The following is an 18,351-nucleotide window of genomic DNA, read 5'->3' as shown; positions in this document are numbered from 1 at the left end:
GCCATTCCAAGCAGAAGCGCTGGCCCGCTTCGGAAGGGAGTCCGCCGTCGCCTGGGGATGTCCCATCCCTCGGGACGACATCCTGTCTTTACTCGGGTCGTGGCACATCCATGTGCCACTTGGGCCATCCCGGCGACGACGGACTCTCGTGCTTCGACGCTCGCGCCTTCGATCACGACAAAGGCCGAAGCCATTCCCTGCTTCTTGTTCCCGATCACCGAAGACACGAACCCCAACGCACCGGAAGGCCGTCGGCCTGCGGGAGTGGGGAGCAAGTGGCACAGGGATGTGCCACGGCCCTGAGTACGGACAGGACGTCCGCCCGAAGGGTGCGCCCCACTCCCGCGGGACGGCGGACTCCCTCCGAAGGCATCACCACCCAAGGCCGTCGCTTTGCATGCGCTTGTCAGCAGGCCAAAAAGAACGCCGGCACAAGGCCGGCGTTCCTTCATGGCGTGCTCGCGATGGCGATCAGCCCTCGCCCTGCCACTGCCCCAGCGCGGCCCGGGAGTTGTCGCGGGCGCGGGCGAATACGGTGTCCTGCGCCTTCCGGAAGTTGGCATCCATGTCCTTGGCCCACAGTTTCAGCGCGGCCTGCTGCATCGCCCGACCGTAGGAGAAGCTGAGCGTCCACGGGTTCGGCCCCAGCCGGTTCATGGCGTCCAGGTGCGCCGTCGCGTCCTCGTCCTCCTGCCCGCCGGAGAGGAAGACGATGCCGGGCAGGATCGCCGGCACCGTGCTCTTCAGGCACATCAGGGTGGACTCGGCCACTTCCTGCACGTCGGCCTGCTCCGGGCAGTCCTTGCCGGCGATGACCATCGAGGCCTTCAGGATCGTGCCTTCCAGCAGCACGTTCTGCTCGTACAGCGCGGCGAACAGCGAGCGCAGCACCGCCTCGGTGACCTCGTAGCAGGTCTCGATGTCGTGGTCGCCGTCCATCAGCACCTCCGGCTCGACCATCGGCACCAGGCCCTGCTCCTGGCACAGCGCCGCGTAGCGCGCCAGCGCATGGCTGTTGGCCTCGATGCAGGTGCCGGTCGGGATGTCGTCGCCGATGTTGATCACCGCACGCCACTTGGCGAAGCGGGCGCCGAGCCGGTAGTACTCCTCCAGGCGCGGGCGCAGGCCGTCCAGGCCCTCGGTCACCAGCTCGCCGGGGAAGCCGGCCAGGGCGACCGTGCCCTTGTCGACCTTGATGCCGGGCAGGATGCCGCTGTCGGCCAGGTACCGGGCGAACGGCACGCCGGCCCGGGTCGACTGGCGCAGGGTCTCGTCGTAGAGGATCGCGCCCGAAATATGCTGGGGCAGCTTCGGCGTGGTCAGCAGCAGCTCGCGGTAGGCGCGGCGGTGGTCTTCCGTGTTCTCGATCCCGACCGCGGCAAAGCGCTTGCCGATCGTGGTCGTGGATTCGTCGATCGCGATGATGCCCTTGCCGGGCGCGACCATCGCCAGGGCGGTTTCGGCAAGCTGCTCGATGCTCATGGTAATGCGGCGCCGCGGAGGGGGCCGCTGATTATAGCCGCGCGCTCGTGCACGGCCGGCGGGGCGGGTCGCCGCTGCGTGGCCCGCAAGCAGCCGCGGCGGCGCGGCGTGCGGCGGGGCCTGCGCCCCGCCGACGGTCCCTCAGAGGTCGCCCAGGCCGCTGGCGCGGCCGTCTTCGCCCACTTCCAGCAGGCGCAGGGTGTTGGTCGCGCCGTGGGTTTCCATGTGCTCGCCGCTGGTGAAGACCACGCGGTCGCCGGCGGCCAGCAGGCCGGCTTCGACCAGCAGGCGGATGCTGCCGCGGGCGGCCTCGCGCGGGGTCAGGCCGCGGCTGTCGAAATTGATCGGGAACACGTCGCGCATCAGCGCCATCTGCCGGCGGGCGCCGTCGTGGCGGGTGATCGCGTAGATCGGCGCCGCGGCGCGGAAGCGCGACAGGTAGCGCGCGGTGCCGCCGGATTCGGTCATCGCCACGATCGCGCGCACGCCGATGTGCTGGGACAGGAACATGGTGCCCATGGCGATGGCCTGGTCGGCGCGCTCCAGGCCCCGGGCGGCCTTGCCGAAGTCGGTCTCGGTCTGGAACTGGCGTTCGGCGCCCAGGCAGATGCGGGCCATCGCCTCGACCGCCTTCACCGGGTAGGCGCCGGCGGCGGTCTCGGCCGACAGCATCACCGCGTCGGTGCCGTCGATCACCGCGTTGGCCACGTCCAGCACCTCGGCGCGGGTCGGGATCGGGTTGTCCACCATCGATTGCAGCATCTGGGTGGCGGTGATGACCACTTTGTTCTGCCGCAGCGACTCGCGGATGATCTTCTTCTGCAGTCCGGGCAGCTCGGCGTCGCCGATCTCCACGCCGAGGTCGCCGCGGGCGACCATCACCACGTCGGAAGCCTCGACGATCTCGACCAGGTTCTCGATCGCCTCGGTGCGCTCGACCTTGGACACGAGCGCGGCGTCGCAGCCGTGCGAACGGGCGATGGAGCGGGCGTCGTTCATGTCCTGCGCGTTGCGGCAGAACGAGACGGCGATGAAGTCCACGCCGATCTTGGCGACGATGCCGATCAGCTCCTTGTCGCGCTCGGTCAGCGCGCCGAGCGACAGGCCGCCGCCCTGCTTGTTCAGTCCCTTGCGGTCGGACAGCACGCCGTCGGTGAGGACGGTGTTGATGATCCGCTCGCCCTGCACCTCGGCCACCTGCAACTGCACCAGGCCGTCGTCCAGCAGCAGCACGTCGCCGGGCTTCACGTCACCGGGCAGGCCCAGGTAGCTGACGCCCACCTGGGTCGCATCGCCGGCCGGCGCGGCCGGATCGGCGACCAGGTCGAAGCGGTCGCCGGCCTTGAGCGTGATCTTGCCTTCGGCGAAGCGCTCGATCCGGATCTTCGGGCCCGGCAGGTCGGCCAGGATGCCGACTTCGGCACCGACCCGTTGCGCGGCCGCGCGCACTTCGGCGGCGCGCTTGGCCTGGCCGGAGGGGTCGCCGTGCGAGAAATTGAGGCGGACGACGTTGACGCCGGCGCGGAACAGCGCCTCCAGCACGCCCGGCGCATCGGTGGCCGGTCCGAGGGTGGCGAGGATCTTGGTGCGGCGCAGATGGTCGGTCATGTGGGGATTCGGTGGCGTGGTCGGTGAGCGCGAAAAGGCAGCGAAACCTAACACATCGGCACCTCGCTTAGGCAGCGCTGTCATCGCGGCCGTGCAGCGCGGCGCACGGCAACGATGACGCGCCGGGACATACGCGGGCGCAGGGTCGAGGAAGGTTGCATCGCCAACCGTGTCCCCGCCCGCGCTGCGTGCAGACGCCCGCGTGCGTGCAGGCTACGATGGACAGTCCTCCCTGTCCCCAAGCCATTGCACATCCCGATGACCGCCACCGATACCGTCTCCGCCCCGTCCCGCCTGCAGCAGCTGCGCGAACTGTCCGTGGTCGTCGCCGACACCGGCGACTACGACGCCATCGTCCGCCTGCGCCCGGTCGACTGCACCACCAATCCGACCCTGGTGAAGAAGGCGCTGGGCCTGCCGGTGTACGCGGAGCTGATCGAGCGCGAACTGGCCTGGGCACGCACGCAGGCGTCCACCGGCAAGGGTGTCGTCGACGAGGTCGCCGACCGGCTGACCGTCGGCGTCGGCGCGATGCTGACCGGCCTGGTCCCGGGCCGCGTTTCCACCGAGGTCGACGCCGACCTGGCCCACGACACCGCGGCCACCGTGGCCAAGGCGCGCAAGTTCGTGGACATGTACGCGCAGCGCGGCATCGGCCGCGACAAGATCCTGATCAAGGTCGCCGCGACCTGGGAAGGCGTGGAGGCGGCGCGCCAGCTGCAGGCCGAGGGCATCGACTGCAACCTGACCCTGATCTTCAACCCGACCCAGGCCATCGCCTGCGCCGAGGCCGGCGCGTTCCTGATCTCCCCGTTCGTCGGCCGCATCCTCGACTGGTACAAGGCCCACGGCCAGGTGCCGGCGAGCATCGACGAGGATCCGGGCGTGGTGTTCGTGCGCGGCGTCTACACCGAGTTCAAGAAGCGCGGCGCCGCCACCGTGGTCATGGGCGCCTCGTTCCGTTCGGTCGAGCAGGTGCTCGCGCTGGCCGGCTGCGACCGCCTGACCATCTCGCCGGACCTGTTGGAGCAGCTCGACGCTTCCACCGGCACGGTCGAGCGCAAGCTCGTGGCGCCGGCGCGCGAGCAACGCGTGATCGCACCGGTCGACCAGGCCCGCTTCGACGCCGACCTGGCTGCCGACGCGATGGCCAGCGAGAAGCTGGCCGAGGGCATCGCCGCCTTCGCCAAGGACCTGGACGCGCTGCGTTCGGACATCGCCCAGCGCCTGGCCTGACGCCGGGGCGCCCGGTGACGCTCAACCGGGTGCTGCTGGCCTGCCTGCTGCTCGGCCTGGCCGGCTGGTGGTTCTCCGCCCGGCCGGGCCGCGGCGACGCCCTGCCGGCGGCCGTGCATGCAGGCGGCAGTGGCTGCCCCCTGCCGCCGTCCATCACCCGTCGCGGTCCGCCGCTGCAGAGCGATGTCCCCGGCGGGCTGGCGCCGTTCCCGATGGCCGGGTCCAGGCTGGTGCCGCTGGCCGGCTTCAGCCTCGACGGCCGGGTGCTGTCCCGCAAGGACTACCGCAGCGGGCGCGAGGCGGAGTGGTCGCCGACCGACCTGGCGCTGGGCTGGGACGGCATGGCCCGCGACGAGGTGCTCGACCGGCTGGACATCCGCCAGTCCGGCCGCTGGTACCACTACCGCTGGCGGGACGACCCGCCATTGCCGCCGCGCGAGATCGCCAGCAGCAGCGCCAACATGCACATGATCCCGGCGTCCACCGAGGTCGCGCGGACCCTGGCGGGAATCCGCGCCGGCCAGCAGGTCCGCATCGACGGCTGGCTGGTCGAAGTCCAGGCGGACGACGGCTGGCGCTGGCGCAGCTCCACCAGCCGCACCGATACCGGCGGCGGCGCCTGCGAAGTGGTCTACGTCTGCGGCCTCTCGGCCATGTAGGAGCCCATCCTCATGGGCGACACCGAGGTGGTCGGACGATCAGCATCATGGGCATGCCGGCGGGTCTCGTCGGGTCGTCGACGAGGATCGGCTCCTACACGGCCGGACGACGTCGGGGCCGCGGGGACGTCGCCTGTTCCCGCGGCGTCGGTGTCGCCCATGTGGATGGGCTCCTACAACGCGCAGGACACCCCGGTTCCACCGAGCCCGCAGTAGCCGTTCGGATTCTTCGACAGGTACTGCTGGTGGTAATCCTCGGCGTAGTAGAACGCCGGCGCCGGGTAGGCGATCTCGGTGGTGATCGGCGGATAGCCCGAGGCCTCCAGCGAAGCCTGGTAGACGTCGCGGCTGGCCAGCGCCGCCTCGTACTGGGCCTGCGTGCGGCAGTAGATCGCCGAGCGGTACTGGGTGCCCACGTCGTTACCCTGGCGCATGCCCTGGGTGGGGTCGTGGCTTTCCCAGAAGGTCTTCAGGACCGTGGTGAAGTCCACCTGCGCCGGGTCGTAGACCACGCGCACCACCTCGGCATGCCCGGTCTGCCCGGAGCACACTTCCTCGTAGGTGGGGTTCGGGGTGCCGCCGCCGGCATAGCCGACCGCGGTGGTGTACACGCCCGGCAGGTTCCAGAACTTGCGTTCGGCGCCCCAGAAGCAGCCCAGGCCGACATCCACCACCTCCATCCCGGCGAACTCCCCTTGCAAGGGCCGGCCGCTGACGTGATGAATGTTGTGCAGCGGCAACGGCTGGTCGCGGCCGGGCAGCAGGTCGGCGTCGCGAGGCAGGCGCTGTTTCCAGGCGCCAACGCCCAGCATCGATCCCAGGGTCATCGCGAGCTCCGTCAGGCCGGCAGGAAGCCGGGGTCGCCCATGGAGATGGGGTCGCCGTCGCCTTCGGGCAAGTCGTTCCCGGGCGAGTCCCCGCCCAGGCCGGCGGCCTGCAGTGCCGCGCTGGCGTCGGGCATCAGCGGATCCGGCACGCAGACCCGCAGCACCCCGAACAGCGGCAGCTCGCCGGCCCCGCCGAGCAGGTTCTCGCCGAAGACGAAGGCCGGGATGCCCGCGTCCTCCAGCACGTGCCGGGCCAGGTGGGCGTCGATCAGGTTGTGGGCGCGATAGGCGACCTGCATGGCGGAAGCTCCTGGCCGGCGGACGCCGTCCGCCCATCCGGAACGAGCATACGCCTGACTTCGCGCCGCTGGCCAAGGCGGCGCGCAAGTCGCGCAACCCGTTCAGGCCGGCCGGTCGCGCGCTGCGTGGGCGCCTGCAGCGGGCGGCTCGGCTAGACTTGCAGTTTGCCTTCGCCGCCCCCGCCCCATGTCCGACGCCCCCGCTTCCGCAGACGCCCCCATCCCCACCGAGGCCCAGGCTCCGGAGAAACGCGATTTCATCCGCCAGATCGTCCGCGAGGACCTGGCCAGCGGCAGGCACGCGGCCATCCGCACCCGCTTCCCGCCCGAACCGAACGGCTACCTGCACATCGGCCATGCCAAGGCGATCTGCCTGGATTTTGGCGTGGCCGCCGAGTTCGGCGGGCGCTGCAACCTGCGCTTCGACGACACCAACCCGGCCAAGGAAGACCCCGAGTTCGTCGCCGCGATCCAGGACGACGTGCGCTGGCTGGGCTTCGACTGGGCCAGCCTGCGCCATGCCTCGGACTACTTCGGCGTCTACTACCTGGCCGCTCAGAAGCTCATCCGCGATGGCAAGGCCTTCGTCTGCGACCTGTCGGCCGACGAGGTCCGCGCCTACCGCGGCTCGCTGACCGAGCCGGGGCGCAACTCGCCCTACCGCGAGCGCAGCGTCGAGGAGAACCTGGGCCTGTTCGCGCGGATGCGCGCCGGCGAGTTCCCGGATGGCGCCCGCACCCTGCGCGCCAAGATCGACATGGCCAGCGGCAACATCAACCTGCGCGACCCGGCGCTGTACCGGATCAAGCATGTCGAGCACCAGAACACCGGCGCGGAGTGGCCGATCTACCCGATGTACGACTTCGCGCACGCGCTGGGCGATGCGATCGAGGGCATCACCCACTCGCTGTGCACGCTGGAGTTCGAGGACCACCGCCCGCTGTACGACTGGTGCGTGGACAACGTCGACCTGGCCGGCAACCCCGACCTGCTCGCGCCGCTGGAGCGGCACGGCCTGCCGAAGGAAGCGGGCAAGCCGCGCCAGATCGAGTTCTCGCGCCTGAACATCAATTACACCGTGATGAGCAAGCGCAAGCTGACCCAGCTGGTCGGCGAGGGCCTGGTCGACGGCTGGGACGACCCGCGCATGTACACCCTGCAGGGCCTGCGCCGCCGCGGCTACACGCCGGCCTCGCTGCGCCTGCTGGTCGACCGCGTGGGCATCAGCAAGCAGAACTCGGTGATCGACTTCTCGGTGCTGGAAGGCTGCCTGCGCGAGGACCTGGACGCCACTGCGCCCCGGCGCATGGCGGTGGTCGAGCCGCTCAGGCTGGTGCTGGCGAACCTGCCGGAAGCCCACGAGGAGTTGCTCACGTTCCCCAACCATCCCAAGGACGAGTCCCAGGGCGAGCGCCAGGTGCCGTTCTCGCGCGAGCTGTGGATCGAGCGCGAGGATTTCGCCGAGGTCCCGCCCAAGGGCTGGAAGCGCCTGGTGCCGGGCGGCGAGGCGCGCCTGCGCGGCGCGGGCATCGTGCGCATCGACGAGGTGGTGAAGGACGACGCGGGCAACGTGACCGAACTGCGCGGCTGGCTGGATCCGGAATCGCGCCCGGGCATGGAAGGCGCCAACCGCAAGGTCAAGGGCACGATCCACTGGGTCAGCGCCAAGCATGCGGTGGCCGCCGAGATCCGCCTGTACGACCGCCTGTTCTCGGTGGAGAAGCCCGACGACGAATCCGACGGCAAAACCTACCGCGACCACCTCAACCCGGAATCGAAGAAGACCGTGCAGGGCTGGATCGAGCCGGCGGCCGCGCAGGCCGCGCCGGAACAGTCGTTCCAGTTCGAGCGCACCGGCTACTTCGTCGCCGACCGCCGCGACCACACCCCCGGCAAGCCGGTGTTCAACCGCAGCGTGACCCTGCGCGACACCTGGTCGGCGGGTTGAGTACGACCGCCATGCTGTACGCACAGGTCCACCTCACCCTGCCGGCCTGGATCCACGAGGCGATCGAACCGGGCGCGACCTTCGCCTCCGACGAGGACAAGGTCGCGCTGGCGATCGAGCTGTCGCGGCGCAATGTCGAGGCGCGCAGCGGCGGGCCGTTCGGCGCGGTGGTGTTCGGCCCGGATGACCGGGTGGTCGCCGCCGGCGTGAACCGGGTGATGCCGCATACCACCTCGCTGGCGCACGCCGAGAACATGGCCTACATGCTGGCCCAGCAGCGCCTGCAGACCCCGCGCCTGAACGACGTGCTGTCGCCGGTCGCGCTGGCCACCTCGTCCCAGCCCTGCTGCCAGTGCTACGGCGCCACGATCTGGGCCGGCATCGACCGGCTGCTGATCGGCGCGCGCGCCGAGGACGTGATGGAGCTGACCGAATTCGACGAAGGCCCGCTGCCGGCGGACTGGATCGGCGAGCTGGAGCGCCGCGGCATCGCCGTGCAGCGCGACCTGCTGCGCAGCGAGGCGCGCGCGGTGCTGCGCGCCTACGGCGAAGGCGGCGGCGAGCGCTACTGAGCGCCGCCAGCCCATCCATGCACGGACTGCTCGGCTACTGCCGCCAGGGTTTCGAGCCGGAACTGGCCGCCGAACTGGGCGAGCGTGCCGCGCTGGCCGGGATCGCCGGCTATGCACGCGCCAGCCGCGACGACGGCTACGTGGTTTTCGTCACCGGCGAGGAAGCCGACGCGCAGACGCTGGCGCGTGCCCTTCCCTTTCGCGGCATCGTCTTCGCCCGGCAGAAGCTGCGCCTGTTCGCCGAACTGCGCGGCATGGATCCCACCGACCGGCTCACACCCTTGCTGGCGACGATGCCCGGGGGCGTGCGCTTTGGCGACCTGTGGGTCGAGCATCCGGATTCGGATGCCGGCAAGCCGCTGTCGGGGCTGGCGCGCAGCTTCGGCAATGCACTGCGCCCGGCGCTGCGCAAAGCCGGAATGTTGGCGGCGAAGGAAGACGCGCGCCTGCCACGCCTGCATGTCTGCTTCCTGGCCGGCGACCACGCGCTGCTGGCGCTGGCCGACCCGCGCGACAGCGCGCCCTGGCCGCTGGGCATCCCGCGCCTGAAGCTGCTGCCCGAGGCGCCGTCGCGCTCGGCGCTGAAGCTGGAAGAAGCGCTCCTGTCCCTGCTGACCGCCGACGAGCGCGACCGCCTGCTGCGCCCGGGCATGACCGCCGCCGACCTGGGCGCTGCGCCCGGCGGCTGGACCTGGGTGCTGACCCGCCAGCACCTGCGGGTGACCTCGGTCGACAATGGACCGCTGCGCCAGCACGTACTCGACACCGGCCTGGTGGAGCACCTGCGCGCGGACGGCTTCCACTGGCATCCGGCCAAACCGCTGGACTGGATGGTGTGCGACATGGTCGAACAGCCGGCCAAGGTCGCCGCGCGCATGGCGAAGTGGTTCGCCGAAGGCTGGTGCCGGCATGCGGTGTTCAACCTGAAGCTGCCGATGAAGAAGCGCTGGCAGGAAACCCGGCTGTGCCTCGACCTGTTCGAAGAGCAGGCCGGAAAGCCGCTCACGGTGCGTGCGAAGCAGCTCTACCACGACCGCGAGGAAATCACGGTCTTCGCCACCCTGGCGAAGTAGGGCGCACGCTGGCCGCACGAGGATCCGGGCTCGCCCACTCCCCTTCGGCACCCTTCGTGGAGCGGGGCTTGCCCCGCTGCCTTTGCCGACGATCGCAAGCAGCGGGGCAAGCCCCGCTCTACGGGGAGAGCCGGAAGCAGCGGGGCAAGCCCCGCCCTACAGGAACGGGAAGGCCAGCTTCAGCAGGCTCTTCAGCCCACCCTCGGCCGTGCTCGACACGGCCTTGGCGCCGAGGCTGTTGAGTGCATTGCGCGCATCCTCCCAGCGCAGCTTCGTCACGTCCTTCTCCAGCAGGTCGGCCAGTTCCTCCGACGCCGGTGCCAGCTTGCGCAACGCCTTCACCACCGCCTCGGTGTCCGGCTGCAGGAAGCCGCTGCGCTCGGCCAGCGCGACCAGCGTGTCGAAGCGCACCGCGAGCACTTCGCGGTTGCGCTCGTACACCGGCAACGCGCCGGCATCGAGGATCGCCTGCTCCAGTTGCAGGCGGTCGTCCGGGTGCTCCACGCGCACGGCCAGGAAGCCGTCCTTGCGGCTGCGCTCGCTCACGTGGCGGCTGCCGGCACGCAGGTTGGCGTCCGTGAGCACATGGCCGAGGATGCGGCGCAGGGCCACGTCGGCTGGCTCGGCCACCAGCTGGCGCCAGCGTGCATAGCCGTCGCTGCGCAGCGCGCGCAGCTTGGCCGGGGTGATCCGCAGCAGCGAGGCGGCGGCATGGTTGCTGGAATTGCGGTCGATCGCGCCGTCGCGCTCGAGCAGCACGTAGACCAGCAGCTCCAGGTCGCGCTTGCTCAGGGCGCCGAAGCCCTGCAGTTGGGTCTGGCGCAGGAATTCCGCGGCGAACGCCGCCGGGTCCTTGAGTTCGAGCTGCTGCATGGGTCGTGCCTCCTCCGGTGCGCCAGTATCGCCGGTGGCAGTCGCAGGGGCCGGGACTGGGGTCGCCGCCTGCCCGGGCCTGTCAGCGCCCGTATTCCCGGCCAGGGCGGTCGCTGCGGAACACCTCGATCGCGCCCCGGTCCTGCAGGGTGACATAGACATCACGGCCGTCAGCGCCGCCGAAGGCAACATTGGTCGGCTTGGCCCCGCGCAGCGGCACTTCGCGCAGCAGCCCGCCCTGCGGCGACACCACCGCGACCAACCCGGCGCCGTAGCGGGCGATGTACAGGTTGCCATCGACGTCACTGCGCATGCCATCCAGGCCATGGTCGGCGAAAGCGATGAGCAGGCGCTTGTTGGACAGGTCGCCAGCGGCATCGATGTCGTACACCCAGACGTTGCGCTGCACGCTTTCGTTCACGTACAGGCGGCGGCCATCCGGGCTGACCTCGATGCCGTTGGTCGTGCCCATGTCCGCCTCCAGGCGCCGCACCTGGCCGTCCGCGCCGATGCGCCAGAGCTGGCCGCTGTTGTTGGCCCAGTCGGGGTCGCTGGCATAGAGCGCTCCGTCTGGCGCCAGGGCGATGTCGTTGGGCTGGAACGCGCCGCCGAGATGGGCGAACACCTCCGCCTGGCGCGTGTCCATGTCGATGGCCAGCACGTTGTGGCCGGTGTAGTCGGCCACGTACATGGTGCCGTCGGCGCCGAAGCGGATGCCGTTGCCGGTGCTGCCGTCGGGCAGGGTGGCGAACAGCGAGGCCTTGCCGCTGCCATCGGCCTGCCGGTGGACCTGGCCGATGGTGCCGTCGCGGCCGTAACTGACCGCGTAGAGGACGCCGCCGGGTCCGGTGGCCGGCCCCTCGATGCCGCGGGAGAACACGCCGTCGGCGACGAAATCGCGCGCCACGAACAGCGCCTCCACGCTGGCGCCGGGCGCCGGGTCGGCCGCGGCCTGCGGCGCGACCGCGGGCATGGCCAAGGCCAGGGCCAGGTATCGGAACGGGATCGGTCGGATGATGGCGGCGTCCTCGGCGGCGATGCGCGCGCCAGTGTGCCAGAGAGCCGCCCGCTATTCGTCCGCGGCATGCCTCGCATGCCGTCGCCGGGGTGGCGGAGCCAGCGCCGCCGCCCTAAGGTGCAAGGGCATCGGCGCCAAGGGCGCGAACGGAGGCAAGCGCATGACCCTGGAGTTCACCCGCCGCCAGCTGCTGGCTGCGATGGCCGGCGCCGGCATCGGCGCCTCCCTTCCCCTGCGCGCGGAGTCTGCGATGGACAACAACGGCAAGCGCACCCGGCGCAAGGATTCGGTCGGCGTGGCCCTGGTCGGGCTCGGCGGCTACGCCACCCACCAGCTCGCGCCCGGGCTGCAGCTGGCCGAGCACTGCCACCTGGCCGGGATCGTGACCGGCTCGCCCCACAAGATCCCGGCCTGGCAGGAGAAGCACGGCATCCCCGACCGCAACGTCTACAGCTACGACGACTTCGATCGCATTGCCGACAACCCCGACATCCAGGCGGTCTACATCGTCACCCCCAACGACCTGCACATGCCGCTGACCCTGCGCGCAGCCAACGCCGGCAAGCACGTGTGGTGCGAGAAGCCGATGGCGATGGACGCGGCCGAGGGCCAGAAGATGGTCGACGCCTGCCGCCGCAACAAGGTGCAGCTGACCATCGGCTACCGCCTCCAGCACGAACCCAACACCCGGCGGCTGATGGCGATGGCCCGCGAGCAGCCTTACGGCCGGATCCTCAAGATCCGCGCCGACGCCGGCTTCAATGCCTACGACGACGTCGATCCGGCCCACAAGCCCTGGCGGCGGCTGCCGCAGCACGGCGGCGGTGCGATGTATGACATGGGCGTGTACTCCCTCAACGCCGCGCGCTATACGAAGGGCCAGGAACCGGTGGCGGTGACCGCGCGGCAGGAGGTCCGACGTCCGCAGCTGTTCGACGGCGTCGACGAGACCATGCGCTTCACCCTGGAATTCGCCGACGGCAGCGTCGCCGAATGCGCGACCAGCTTCGGCGAGGACATGAACACCCTGCGCGCCGATTGCGAGCGCGGCTGGTACGAGCTGTCGCCGTTCCAGACCTACGACGGACTGAAGGGACGCACCAGCGACGGCCAGACCTTCGCCGACGCGGTGCCGCACCAGCAGGCACGGCAGATGGACGACGACGCGCTGGCGATCCTGCGCGGCACCGCGCCGCTGGTGCCGGGCGAGGAAGGGGTGCGCGACATGCGCGTAGTCGATGCGATCTACGCCTCGGCGCGCGATGGCGGCCAGCGCATCGTCCTGTAGGAGCCCATCCTCATGGGCGACACGGGCGTCGGAGGAACGAGGGAGTCGCCTGTGCCGATGGCGTCGGGTCGCCCGCAGGGATGGGTTCCTGCATACGCGCAAGCGCCAGCGGTTCAACACCGCTTCACCCGGCCGCCCCTAGCGTTGCCGGCAATCCCGCGCTGTCCCGGACGCCCATGACCCGCACTGCCCTGTTGACCGCCGCCCTGCTCCTGGCCTCGCTGCAAGCGCAGGCCACGCGCGGAACGCCGGCGACGACGCTGCCGCTGCCGCCGCCGGCCGCGACCCCGGCCGACGCACCGCTGCAGCGGCAGACCGGCATGACCGTGCTCGAAGGCTCCCATGGCGGGCCCGTGATCATCCGCTCGGTCGAACCGGACAGCCTGGTCGGCGGCGACCGCCTGGACTTCACCGTGCTCGATGCCGATGGCGATGGCACGGTCGACCGGCGTGAGGCCGCGTCGGACGCGAGCCTGCGCGCCGAGTTCGACCGCGTCGACGCCAATCGGGATGGCCGCCTGGATCGCGAAGAACTGTCCGGCTGGATCCTGTAGGAGCCCGGCTTGCGGGCGACTCGGGCGTCGGAACCGCGCGGGTGCCGCCCGCGCCGACGGTGCGGCGTCGCGGGCGCCTTTCCACGGACGCCGGTCTCCCCGTTTCCTACACGCCGGCGGCGTGCCGCCACAGCGCGCGCTGCAGCGGCGGCAGCTTGCCGGCCAGCCCCAGCAAGGGTCCGCGGGCCAGTACCGCGAGCGGATCGGCATTGGAGAACAGCCGGTTGATCCCCTCGAAAGCGTAGGCCGACACGGTGTTGTCGCTCTGCCGTCGCCGCGCCCAGCGCTGCAGCCGATGCGGGGCGGCCCAGTCGGCGCGGCGTGCGCGGGCGGCGGCGATTTCGGCGGCCAACGCGGCCACGTCGCGCAGCCCCAGGTTCACGCCCTGCCCCGCCAGCGGATGCACCACGTGCGCCGCGTCGCCCAGTACCAGCACGCGCCCTTCCACCTGCTGGCGGACCAGCTGCCGGCGCAGCGGGAAGGCCACGCGCGCGGAGGCCGGCACCGCCTTGCCTAGGCGCGCGGCGCTGGCATCGGTGAGTTCGACGGCGAAGCGCGCGTCGTCCAGCGCCAGCACGCGCCCGGCATCGGCTTCGGGCAGGGTCCATACGATCGAACTGCGCCCCTGCGCGAACGGCAGCAGCGCCAGTGGCCCGGTCGGCAGGAAGCGCTGCCAGGCGGTGTCTTCGTGCGGCGCCTCGGTCTCGATGAAGGCGACCACGCCACGCTGGTGGTAATCATGGGCGTCGATGTCCAGCCCGGCCAGGCGCCGCAGGTCCGACGCGGCGCCGTCGGCGGCGACCGCGATTCGCGCATCCAGGCGCGCGCCGTCTTCCAGCCTCAGGCGCACGCCGGCCGCGTCCTGCTCCATCGCCTCGACCCTCGCCGGGCAATGCAGCTGCACGCCGGCAGCGGCCAGCGCCGACCACAGGCGGTCGACCAGCAGGTCGTTCTCGACGATCCAGCCCAGTTCCCCGCGCGCCATCGCCGCCGCGTCGAACGCCAGCTCGCCGCCGCCGGCAGCATCCCATACCCGCATGCGCCGGTAGGGCTGCGCCCGCGCGGCGGCGACCTGCGGCCATACGCCCAGGCGGTCGAGCAGGCCGGCGTTGTCGGGCGCCAGCGCATACACCCGCAGGTCCGGCCGCTCGGCCAGCCAGCGCGCGACCGGCCGTGGCTCGACCAGGGCCACCTCCAGGCCGGCCTGGGCCAGGGCCAGCGCGCAGGCCGCGCCGACCACGCCGCCACCGGCCACGGCCACGTCCAGCCGCGCGCGGCTTTTCATGTACCCCGTCACCGGCACAGCTCCGGCACGTCGCCGCGGAAGCCCATCGCCCCGCCGACCAGCCACGCCTGCAGCCAGCCGGCGCGATCGGCGGCCAGCAGGCCGAGGCTGCGCAGCGGGCGCAGCAACGGTGATGGATTGCCGGTCATGCGCGCCAGCCCGTCGGAGAAGGCCAGGGTGCGCTCGCGGTCCTCGCGGCGGCGTTGCGCGTACTGCTGCAGCAGCGACGCCGCGCCCGGGTCGCCGGCATGCATGCGCAGGCCTTCGGCCAGGGTCAGCGCATCGCGCAGGCCCAGGTTGAAGCCCTGCGCGCCGACCGGATGGATTGTCTGCGCGGCATTGCCCAGCAGCACCGCGCGTGGCGCGACCAGCGCATCGGCGACGACCGAGGCGACCGGATAGGCGCTGCGCTCGCCGGCGCCGAGGAAACGCCCGGCGCGCCAGCCGAACGCCTGCTGGATCCGCGCCAGCCAGCCGGCCTCGTCGAGAGCGGCGACCGCGGCCGCCTCGGCGGCCGGCACGCCATGGACCACGCCCCACGCGCGATCGCCGCGCGGCAGCAACGCGGTCGGCCCGCTGTCGGTGAACCGCTCCCAGGCGGTGCCGTCGGGCGCGCGCTCGCCGCGCATCCGCGCCACGAACAGGGTCTGGCCGTAATCGTGGGTGCGGCTGGAAGTCCCCAGCGCCTCGCGCAGCGCGCTGCGCGTGCCATCGGCGGCGACCAGCAGCCGCGCCTGCAGCGCCAGCTCGCCATCGGCGGTGGCCAGGCGCACCCCGCGGGCATGCCCATCATCGCCTTCCAGGCCGACGAAACGCGCCGGCCGGTAACGGGTGAGCCGCGGCAGTTGCGCCAGGCGGCCTTCCAGCGCCTCGCCGAAATCGCGCGCCACCACCACCTGGCCGAAAGCCTCGCGGCCGTAGTCGGCGGCCTCCAGCCGCACGCTGCCGAAATCGCCGGCGCGGCTGACGTGGATGCGGCGGATCGGCCCGGTGGGCGCGCGCAACTGGCCCATGACGCCCAGTGCGTCCAGTGCATTGACCGAGGCGGCCGCCAGGCTGAGGTTGCGCTGGTCGAACACCGCCGGCAGGTCGCCGGGCGGGGTCGCCTCGACCAGGGCCACGTCCAGCGGCAGGCCGTCCAGGGCGATCGCCAGGCTGGCGCCGACCAGGCCGCCGCCGACGATGAGCACGTCGTGGGTTCGCATCATCGGCACATGATACGCGGCCGTGCGTGGCCGCCCGGGGCCGCGGCACGGCGGCCGGCGCCGGGCTTCGGCTAGAATGCGGGCCTGACTCCGCTTCGCGTGCGCCATGAACGCCACTACGTCCCGCCTGTTCATCCTGTTCGTCCTGGCCCTGATCATGGCCGCCTCGCGCGCGCATGTGTTCGACCATTTCTCGCCGCCGGACGCGAGCTGGGCGGTGTTCTTCATCGCCGGCTTCCACCTGCGCGGCTGGGGCCGCTGGGCCTTCCCGGCGCTGATGGCGCTGGCCGTGGGCGTGGACTGGTGGGTGATCACCGGCCAGGGCATCGACTTCTGGAACCACTACTGCGTCTCCGCCGCGTACTGGTTCCTGGTGCCGGCCTACGCCGCGATGTGGGCCGGCGGCGCCTGGCTGCGCCGCCGCTACGCCGGCGCCCGATGGGACGCGCTGGGCCGCCTGGCCTTCGCCTTCGTACTGTCGGTGCTGGCCTGCCACCTGCTGGCGCAGGGCAGCTTCTACTGGCTCAGCGACTCGGTCACCGACCCGACCCTGGCCGGCTGGTGGAAGAACTACACCGACTGGCTGGCGCCGTACCTGGTCACCGCCGGCACCTACGTCGCGATCGCCGCGGGCCTGCAGGTGGCCGCCGAGCGCATCGCGCCCATGGTCGGCCGCGGCGGCCGCACCGCGCACTGACCGGGTACGCCCGCAGGCGCCGACCGGCACGCTTCGACCCGACATGGGCAACCGCCTCTCGAAGATCTACACCCGCACCGGCGACGACGGCAGCACCGGGCTGGGCGACGGCAGCCGGACCGGCAAGGATTCGCTGCGGGTCGAGGCCTACGGCACCGTCGACGAGGCCAACTCGGCCATCGGCGTGGTCCTGGCCGCGCCCGGCGTGCCGGCCGGCGTGCGCGACCTGCTCACCGCCGTGCAGCACCAGATGTTCGACCTGGGCGGCGAGCTGTGCATCCCCGGGCACGCGGCCATCCAAGCCGCCGACATCGACGCCCTGGAACGCCATCTCGACCACCACAACGCGGACCTGCCGGCGCTGAAGGACTTCATCCTGCCGGCCGGCGGCGAGGCCGCCGCGCGCTGCCACCTCGCCCGCACCATCGTCCGCCGCGCCGAGCGCGCGACCGTGGCCCTGTCGCGGGTCGAACCCGTGCGCGGCGAAGCGGTGCGCTACCTCAACCGCCTCTCCGACCTGCTGTTCGTGCTGGCCCGGGTCCTGGCCCGCGCCGACGGCCAGGGCGAGGTCCTGTGGCGGCACGAGCGGCGCAACGCCGGCTAGGACCGCCCCGGCGCACACCCGGGACCGGGCCGGCCGCTTCCCTTGCCCGGGAAACGCCAGACCAAATGCGGATGGCAGCCGGACGCCGGCCGCGCTACGTTGGCCGCATGCTCGCCTGGACCCACGCCGCCTGCCTCGACCACGATCCGGGGACCGAACACCCGGAGCGCCCGGCACGCCTGCGCGCGGTGCTGGACGCGCTGGACCGCGCCTATCCGGACCTGGACTGGCGGGAGGCGCCGATGGCGCGACGCGGCGACCTGCTGCGGGTCCACGGCGACACCCTGATCGACGAGGTCCTTGCGCCGGTCGCCAGCGGCCTGCAGCGGCTGGACCCGGACACCGCGCTCTCGCCCGGCTCGGCCCGCGCCGCCCTGCATGCCGCGGGCGCCGGCCTGGCCGCGGTCGACGCGGTGATGGCCGGCGAGGCGCAGACCGCCTTCTGCGCGGTCCGCCCGCCCGGGCACCACGCCACGCCCGACACCGCGATGGGCTTCTGCCTGTTCAACAACATCGCCGTCGCCGCCGCCCACGCCCGCGACCACCATGGGCTCGAGCGCATCGCCATCGTCGATTTCGACGTGCACCACGGCAACGGCACCCAGGCGATCTTCCAGGCCGAGCCGCGGATCGCCTACCTGAGCAGCCACCAGTCGGGGCTTTACCCGCACAGCGGCAGCGTCCACGAGCGCGGCGCCGGCAACCTGCACAACGCGCTGCTGCCACCGGGCAGCGGCGGGTTCCGCTTCCGCAACACCTGGCTCGATTCCCTGCTGCCGGCGCTGGACGCGTTCCGGCCGCAGCTGGTGCTGGTGTCGGCCGGTTTCGACGCCCACCTGTCAGACCCGCTGGCCGACCTGATGCTCGACGCCGAGGACTTCGCCTGGATCACGTCCGAGCTGCGCACGATCGCCCGGCGCCATGCCAGCGGCCGGGTCGTCTCGATGCTGGAAGGCGGCTACCACCTCGACGCCCTGGCCGAGTCGGCGGTCGCCCATGTCGGCGCCTTGCGCGACTGACCGCGGCGGCGCCTACCGCCGCGCGGATGAACCCTGCCTGCGGCCGGCCAGCCGCTTTCATTGCCCGCATACACCCGCATCCGGCAAGCTACCGGCGATTTTCG

General features: G+C 71.7%; 17 protein-coding genes and 1 pseudogene. 10 read left to right on the top strand and 8 right to left on the bottom strand.

All coding sequences use genetic code 11. From position 1 onward, the window contains the following. Positions 1-471: 471 nt before the first annotated feature. Positions 472-1,482: a class I fructose-bisphosphate aldolase gene (locus CSC66_RS06975; RefSeq protein ID WP_162376674.1), complete on the bottom strand. Its 1,011-nt coding sequence runs from the start codon at positions 1,480-1,482 to the stop codon at positions 472-474. Between the two features lie 141 nt (positions 1,483-1,623). Beyond that, positions 1,624-3,090 (bottom strand): pyruvate kinase, encoded by a 1,467-nt coding sequence (pyk, locus tag CSC66_RS06970; RefSeq protein ID WP_162376673.1) that lies wholly within the window; start codon positions 3,088-3,090, stop codon positions 1,624-1,626. Positions 3,091-3,348: 258 nt separating this feature from the next. Between pyk and CSC66_RS06965 the strand changes: the two genes are divergently transcribed. Both CSC66_RS06965 and CSC66_RS06960 read left to right on the top strand, forming a co-directional pair. Continuing rightward, positions 3,349-4,326, top strand: a complete 978-nt coding sequence (locus CSC66_RS06965) for a transaldolase (protein ID WP_162376672.1) — start codon at positions 3,349-3,351, stop codon at positions 4,324-4,326. 14 nt (positions 4,327-4,340) lie between these two features. Beyond that, the gene (locus tag CSC66_RS06960; RefSeq protein WP_162376671.1) at positions 4,341-4,985 is read left to right on the top strand and encodes a hypothetical protein; all 645 of its coding nucleotides are present in this window, start codon (positions 4,341-4,343) and stop codon (positions 4,983-4,985) included. Positions 4,986-5,158: 173 nt separating this feature from the next. On the opposite strand, the gene msrA is transcribed toward CSC66_RS06960, so the two are convergent. Beyond that, positions 5,159-5,797, bottom strand: coding sequence for a peptide-methionine (S)-S-oxide reductase MsrA (gene msrA / locus CSC66_RS06955; RefSeq protein WP_162376832.1), 639 nt, complete (start codon positions 5,795-5,797; stop codon positions 5,159-5,161). A gap of 101 nt (positions 5,798-5,898) precedes the next feature. Further along, positions 5,899-6,111 (bottom strand): annotated as a pseudogene (locus tag CSC66_RS06950) (putative signal transducing protein); the annotation flags it as partial. A 187-nt stretch (positions 6,112-6,298) separates the two neighbouring features. Here CSC66_RS06950 and CSC66_RS06945 point away from each other — a divergent pair. From CSC66_RS06945 to rlmM, 3 genes are read left to right on the top strand one after another with little or no spacing between them, the layout of a single operon-like run. Then, positions 6,299-8,059 carry a glutamine--tRNA ligase/YqeY domain fusion protein gene (locus CSC66_RS06945; protein WP_162376669.1) on the top strand — a complete coding sequence of 587 codons (1,761 nt, stop codon included), beginning with the start codon at positions 6,299-6,301 and terminating at the stop codon, positions 8,057-8,059. Between the two features lie 11 nt (positions 8,060-8,070). Next, complete coding sequence (locus CSC66_RS06940; protein WP_162376831.1) at positions 8,071-8,631, top strand: nucleoside deaminase; 561 nt, start codon at positions 8,071-8,073, stop codon at positions 8,629-8,631. A 17-nt stretch (positions 8,632-8,648) separates the two neighbouring features. Then, a complete protein-coding gene (gene rlmM, locus CSC66_RS06935; RefSeq protein ID WP_162376668.1) occupies positions 8,649-9,704 on the top strand; it encodes a 23S rRNA (cytidine(2498)-2'-O)-methyltransferase RlmM in 1,056 nt (351 codons plus the stop codon). Between the two features lie 156 nt (positions 9,705-9,860). On the opposite strand, the gene CSC66_RS06930 is transcribed toward rlmM, so the two are convergent. Then, positions 9,861-10,577: a hypothetical protein gene (locus tag CSC66_RS06930; protein WP_162376667.1), complete on the bottom strand. Its 717-nt coding sequence runs from the start codon at positions 10,575-10,577 to the stop codon at positions 9,861-9,863. A gap of 82 nt (positions 10,578-10,659) precedes the next feature. Then, the gene (locus tag CSC66_RS06925) at positions 10,660-11,550 is read right to left on the bottom strand and encodes an SMP-30/gluconolactonase/LRE family protein (protein ID WP_162376666.1); all 891 of its coding nucleotides are present in this window, start codon (positions 11,548-11,550) and stop codon (positions 10,660-10,662) included. A 205-nt stretch (positions 11,551-11,755) separates the two neighbouring features. Here CSC66_RS06925 and CSC66_RS06920 point away from each other — a divergent pair, with 205 nt between their 5' ends. Together CSC66_RS06920 and CSC66_RS06915 are read left to right on the top strand one after the other, a co-directional pair. Beyond that, a complete protein-coding gene (locus CSC66_RS06920) occupies positions 11,756-12,883 on the top strand; it encodes a Gfo/Idh/MocA family protein (RefSeq protein ID WP_162376665.1) in 1,128 nt (375 codons plus the stop codon). A 176-nt stretch (positions 12,884-13,059) separates the two neighbouring features. Next, on the top strand, positions 13,060-13,437 hold the full coding sequence (locus CSC66_RS06915; RefSeq protein ID WP_162376664.1) for an EF-hand domain-containing protein: 378 nt from the start codon (positions 13,060-13,062) through the stop codon (positions 13,435-13,437). 106 nt (positions 13,438-13,543) lie between these two features. On the opposite strand, the gene CSC66_RS06910 is transcribed toward CSC66_RS06915, so the two are convergent. Then, entirely contained in the window at positions 13,544-14,722 is a 1,179-nt protein-coding gene (locus CSC66_RS06910; protein ID WP_162376663.1) for a UbiH/UbiF family hydroxylase, read from the bottom strand. Between the two features lie 8 nt (positions 14,723-14,730). Beyond that, on the bottom strand, positions 14,731-15,930 hold the full coding sequence (ubiH, locus tag CSC66_RS06905) for a 2-octaprenyl-6-methoxyphenyl hydroxylase (protein WP_162376662.1): 1,200 nt from the start codon (positions 15,928-15,930) through the stop codon (positions 14,731-14,733). A gap of 103 nt (positions 15,931-16,033) precedes the next feature. Here ubiH and CSC66_RS06900 point away from each other — a divergent pair, with 103 nt between their 5' ends. From CSC66_RS06900 to CSC66_RS06890, 3 genes are all read left to right on the top strand, one after another. Beyond that, entirely contained in the window at positions 16,034-16,624 is a 591-nt protein-coding gene (locus CSC66_RS06900; RefSeq protein WP_162376661.1) for a hypothetical protein, read from the top strand. 43 nt (positions 16,625-16,667) lie between these two features. Next, positions 16,668-17,228 carry a cob(I)yrinic acid a,c-diamide adenosyltransferase gene (locus CSC66_RS06895; RefSeq protein ID WP_162376660.1) on the top strand — a complete coding sequence of 187 codons (561 nt, stop codon included), beginning with the start codon at positions 16,668-16,670 and terminating at the stop codon, positions 17,226-17,228. A gap of 107 nt (positions 17,229-17,335) precedes the next feature. Beyond that, a complete protein-coding gene (locus CSC66_RS06890) occupies positions 17,336-18,247 on the top strand; it encodes a histone deacetylase family protein (RefSeq protein ID WP_162376659.1) in 912 nt (303 codons plus the stop codon). The last annotated feature ends 104 nt before the right edge of the window (positions 18,248-18,351 follow it).

Source organism: Pseudoxanthomonas kaohsiungensis (assembly GCF_010211765.1).
In the GTDB taxonomy this organism is placed as follows: Bacteria; Pseudomonadota; Gammaproteobacteria; order Xanthomonadales; family Xanthomonadaceae; genus Pseudoxanthomonas; species Pseudoxanthomonas kaohsiungensis.
The sequence above is the reverse complement of the archived record's forward strand: the minus strand, read 5'-3'. Positions and strand labels throughout refer to the sequence as shown.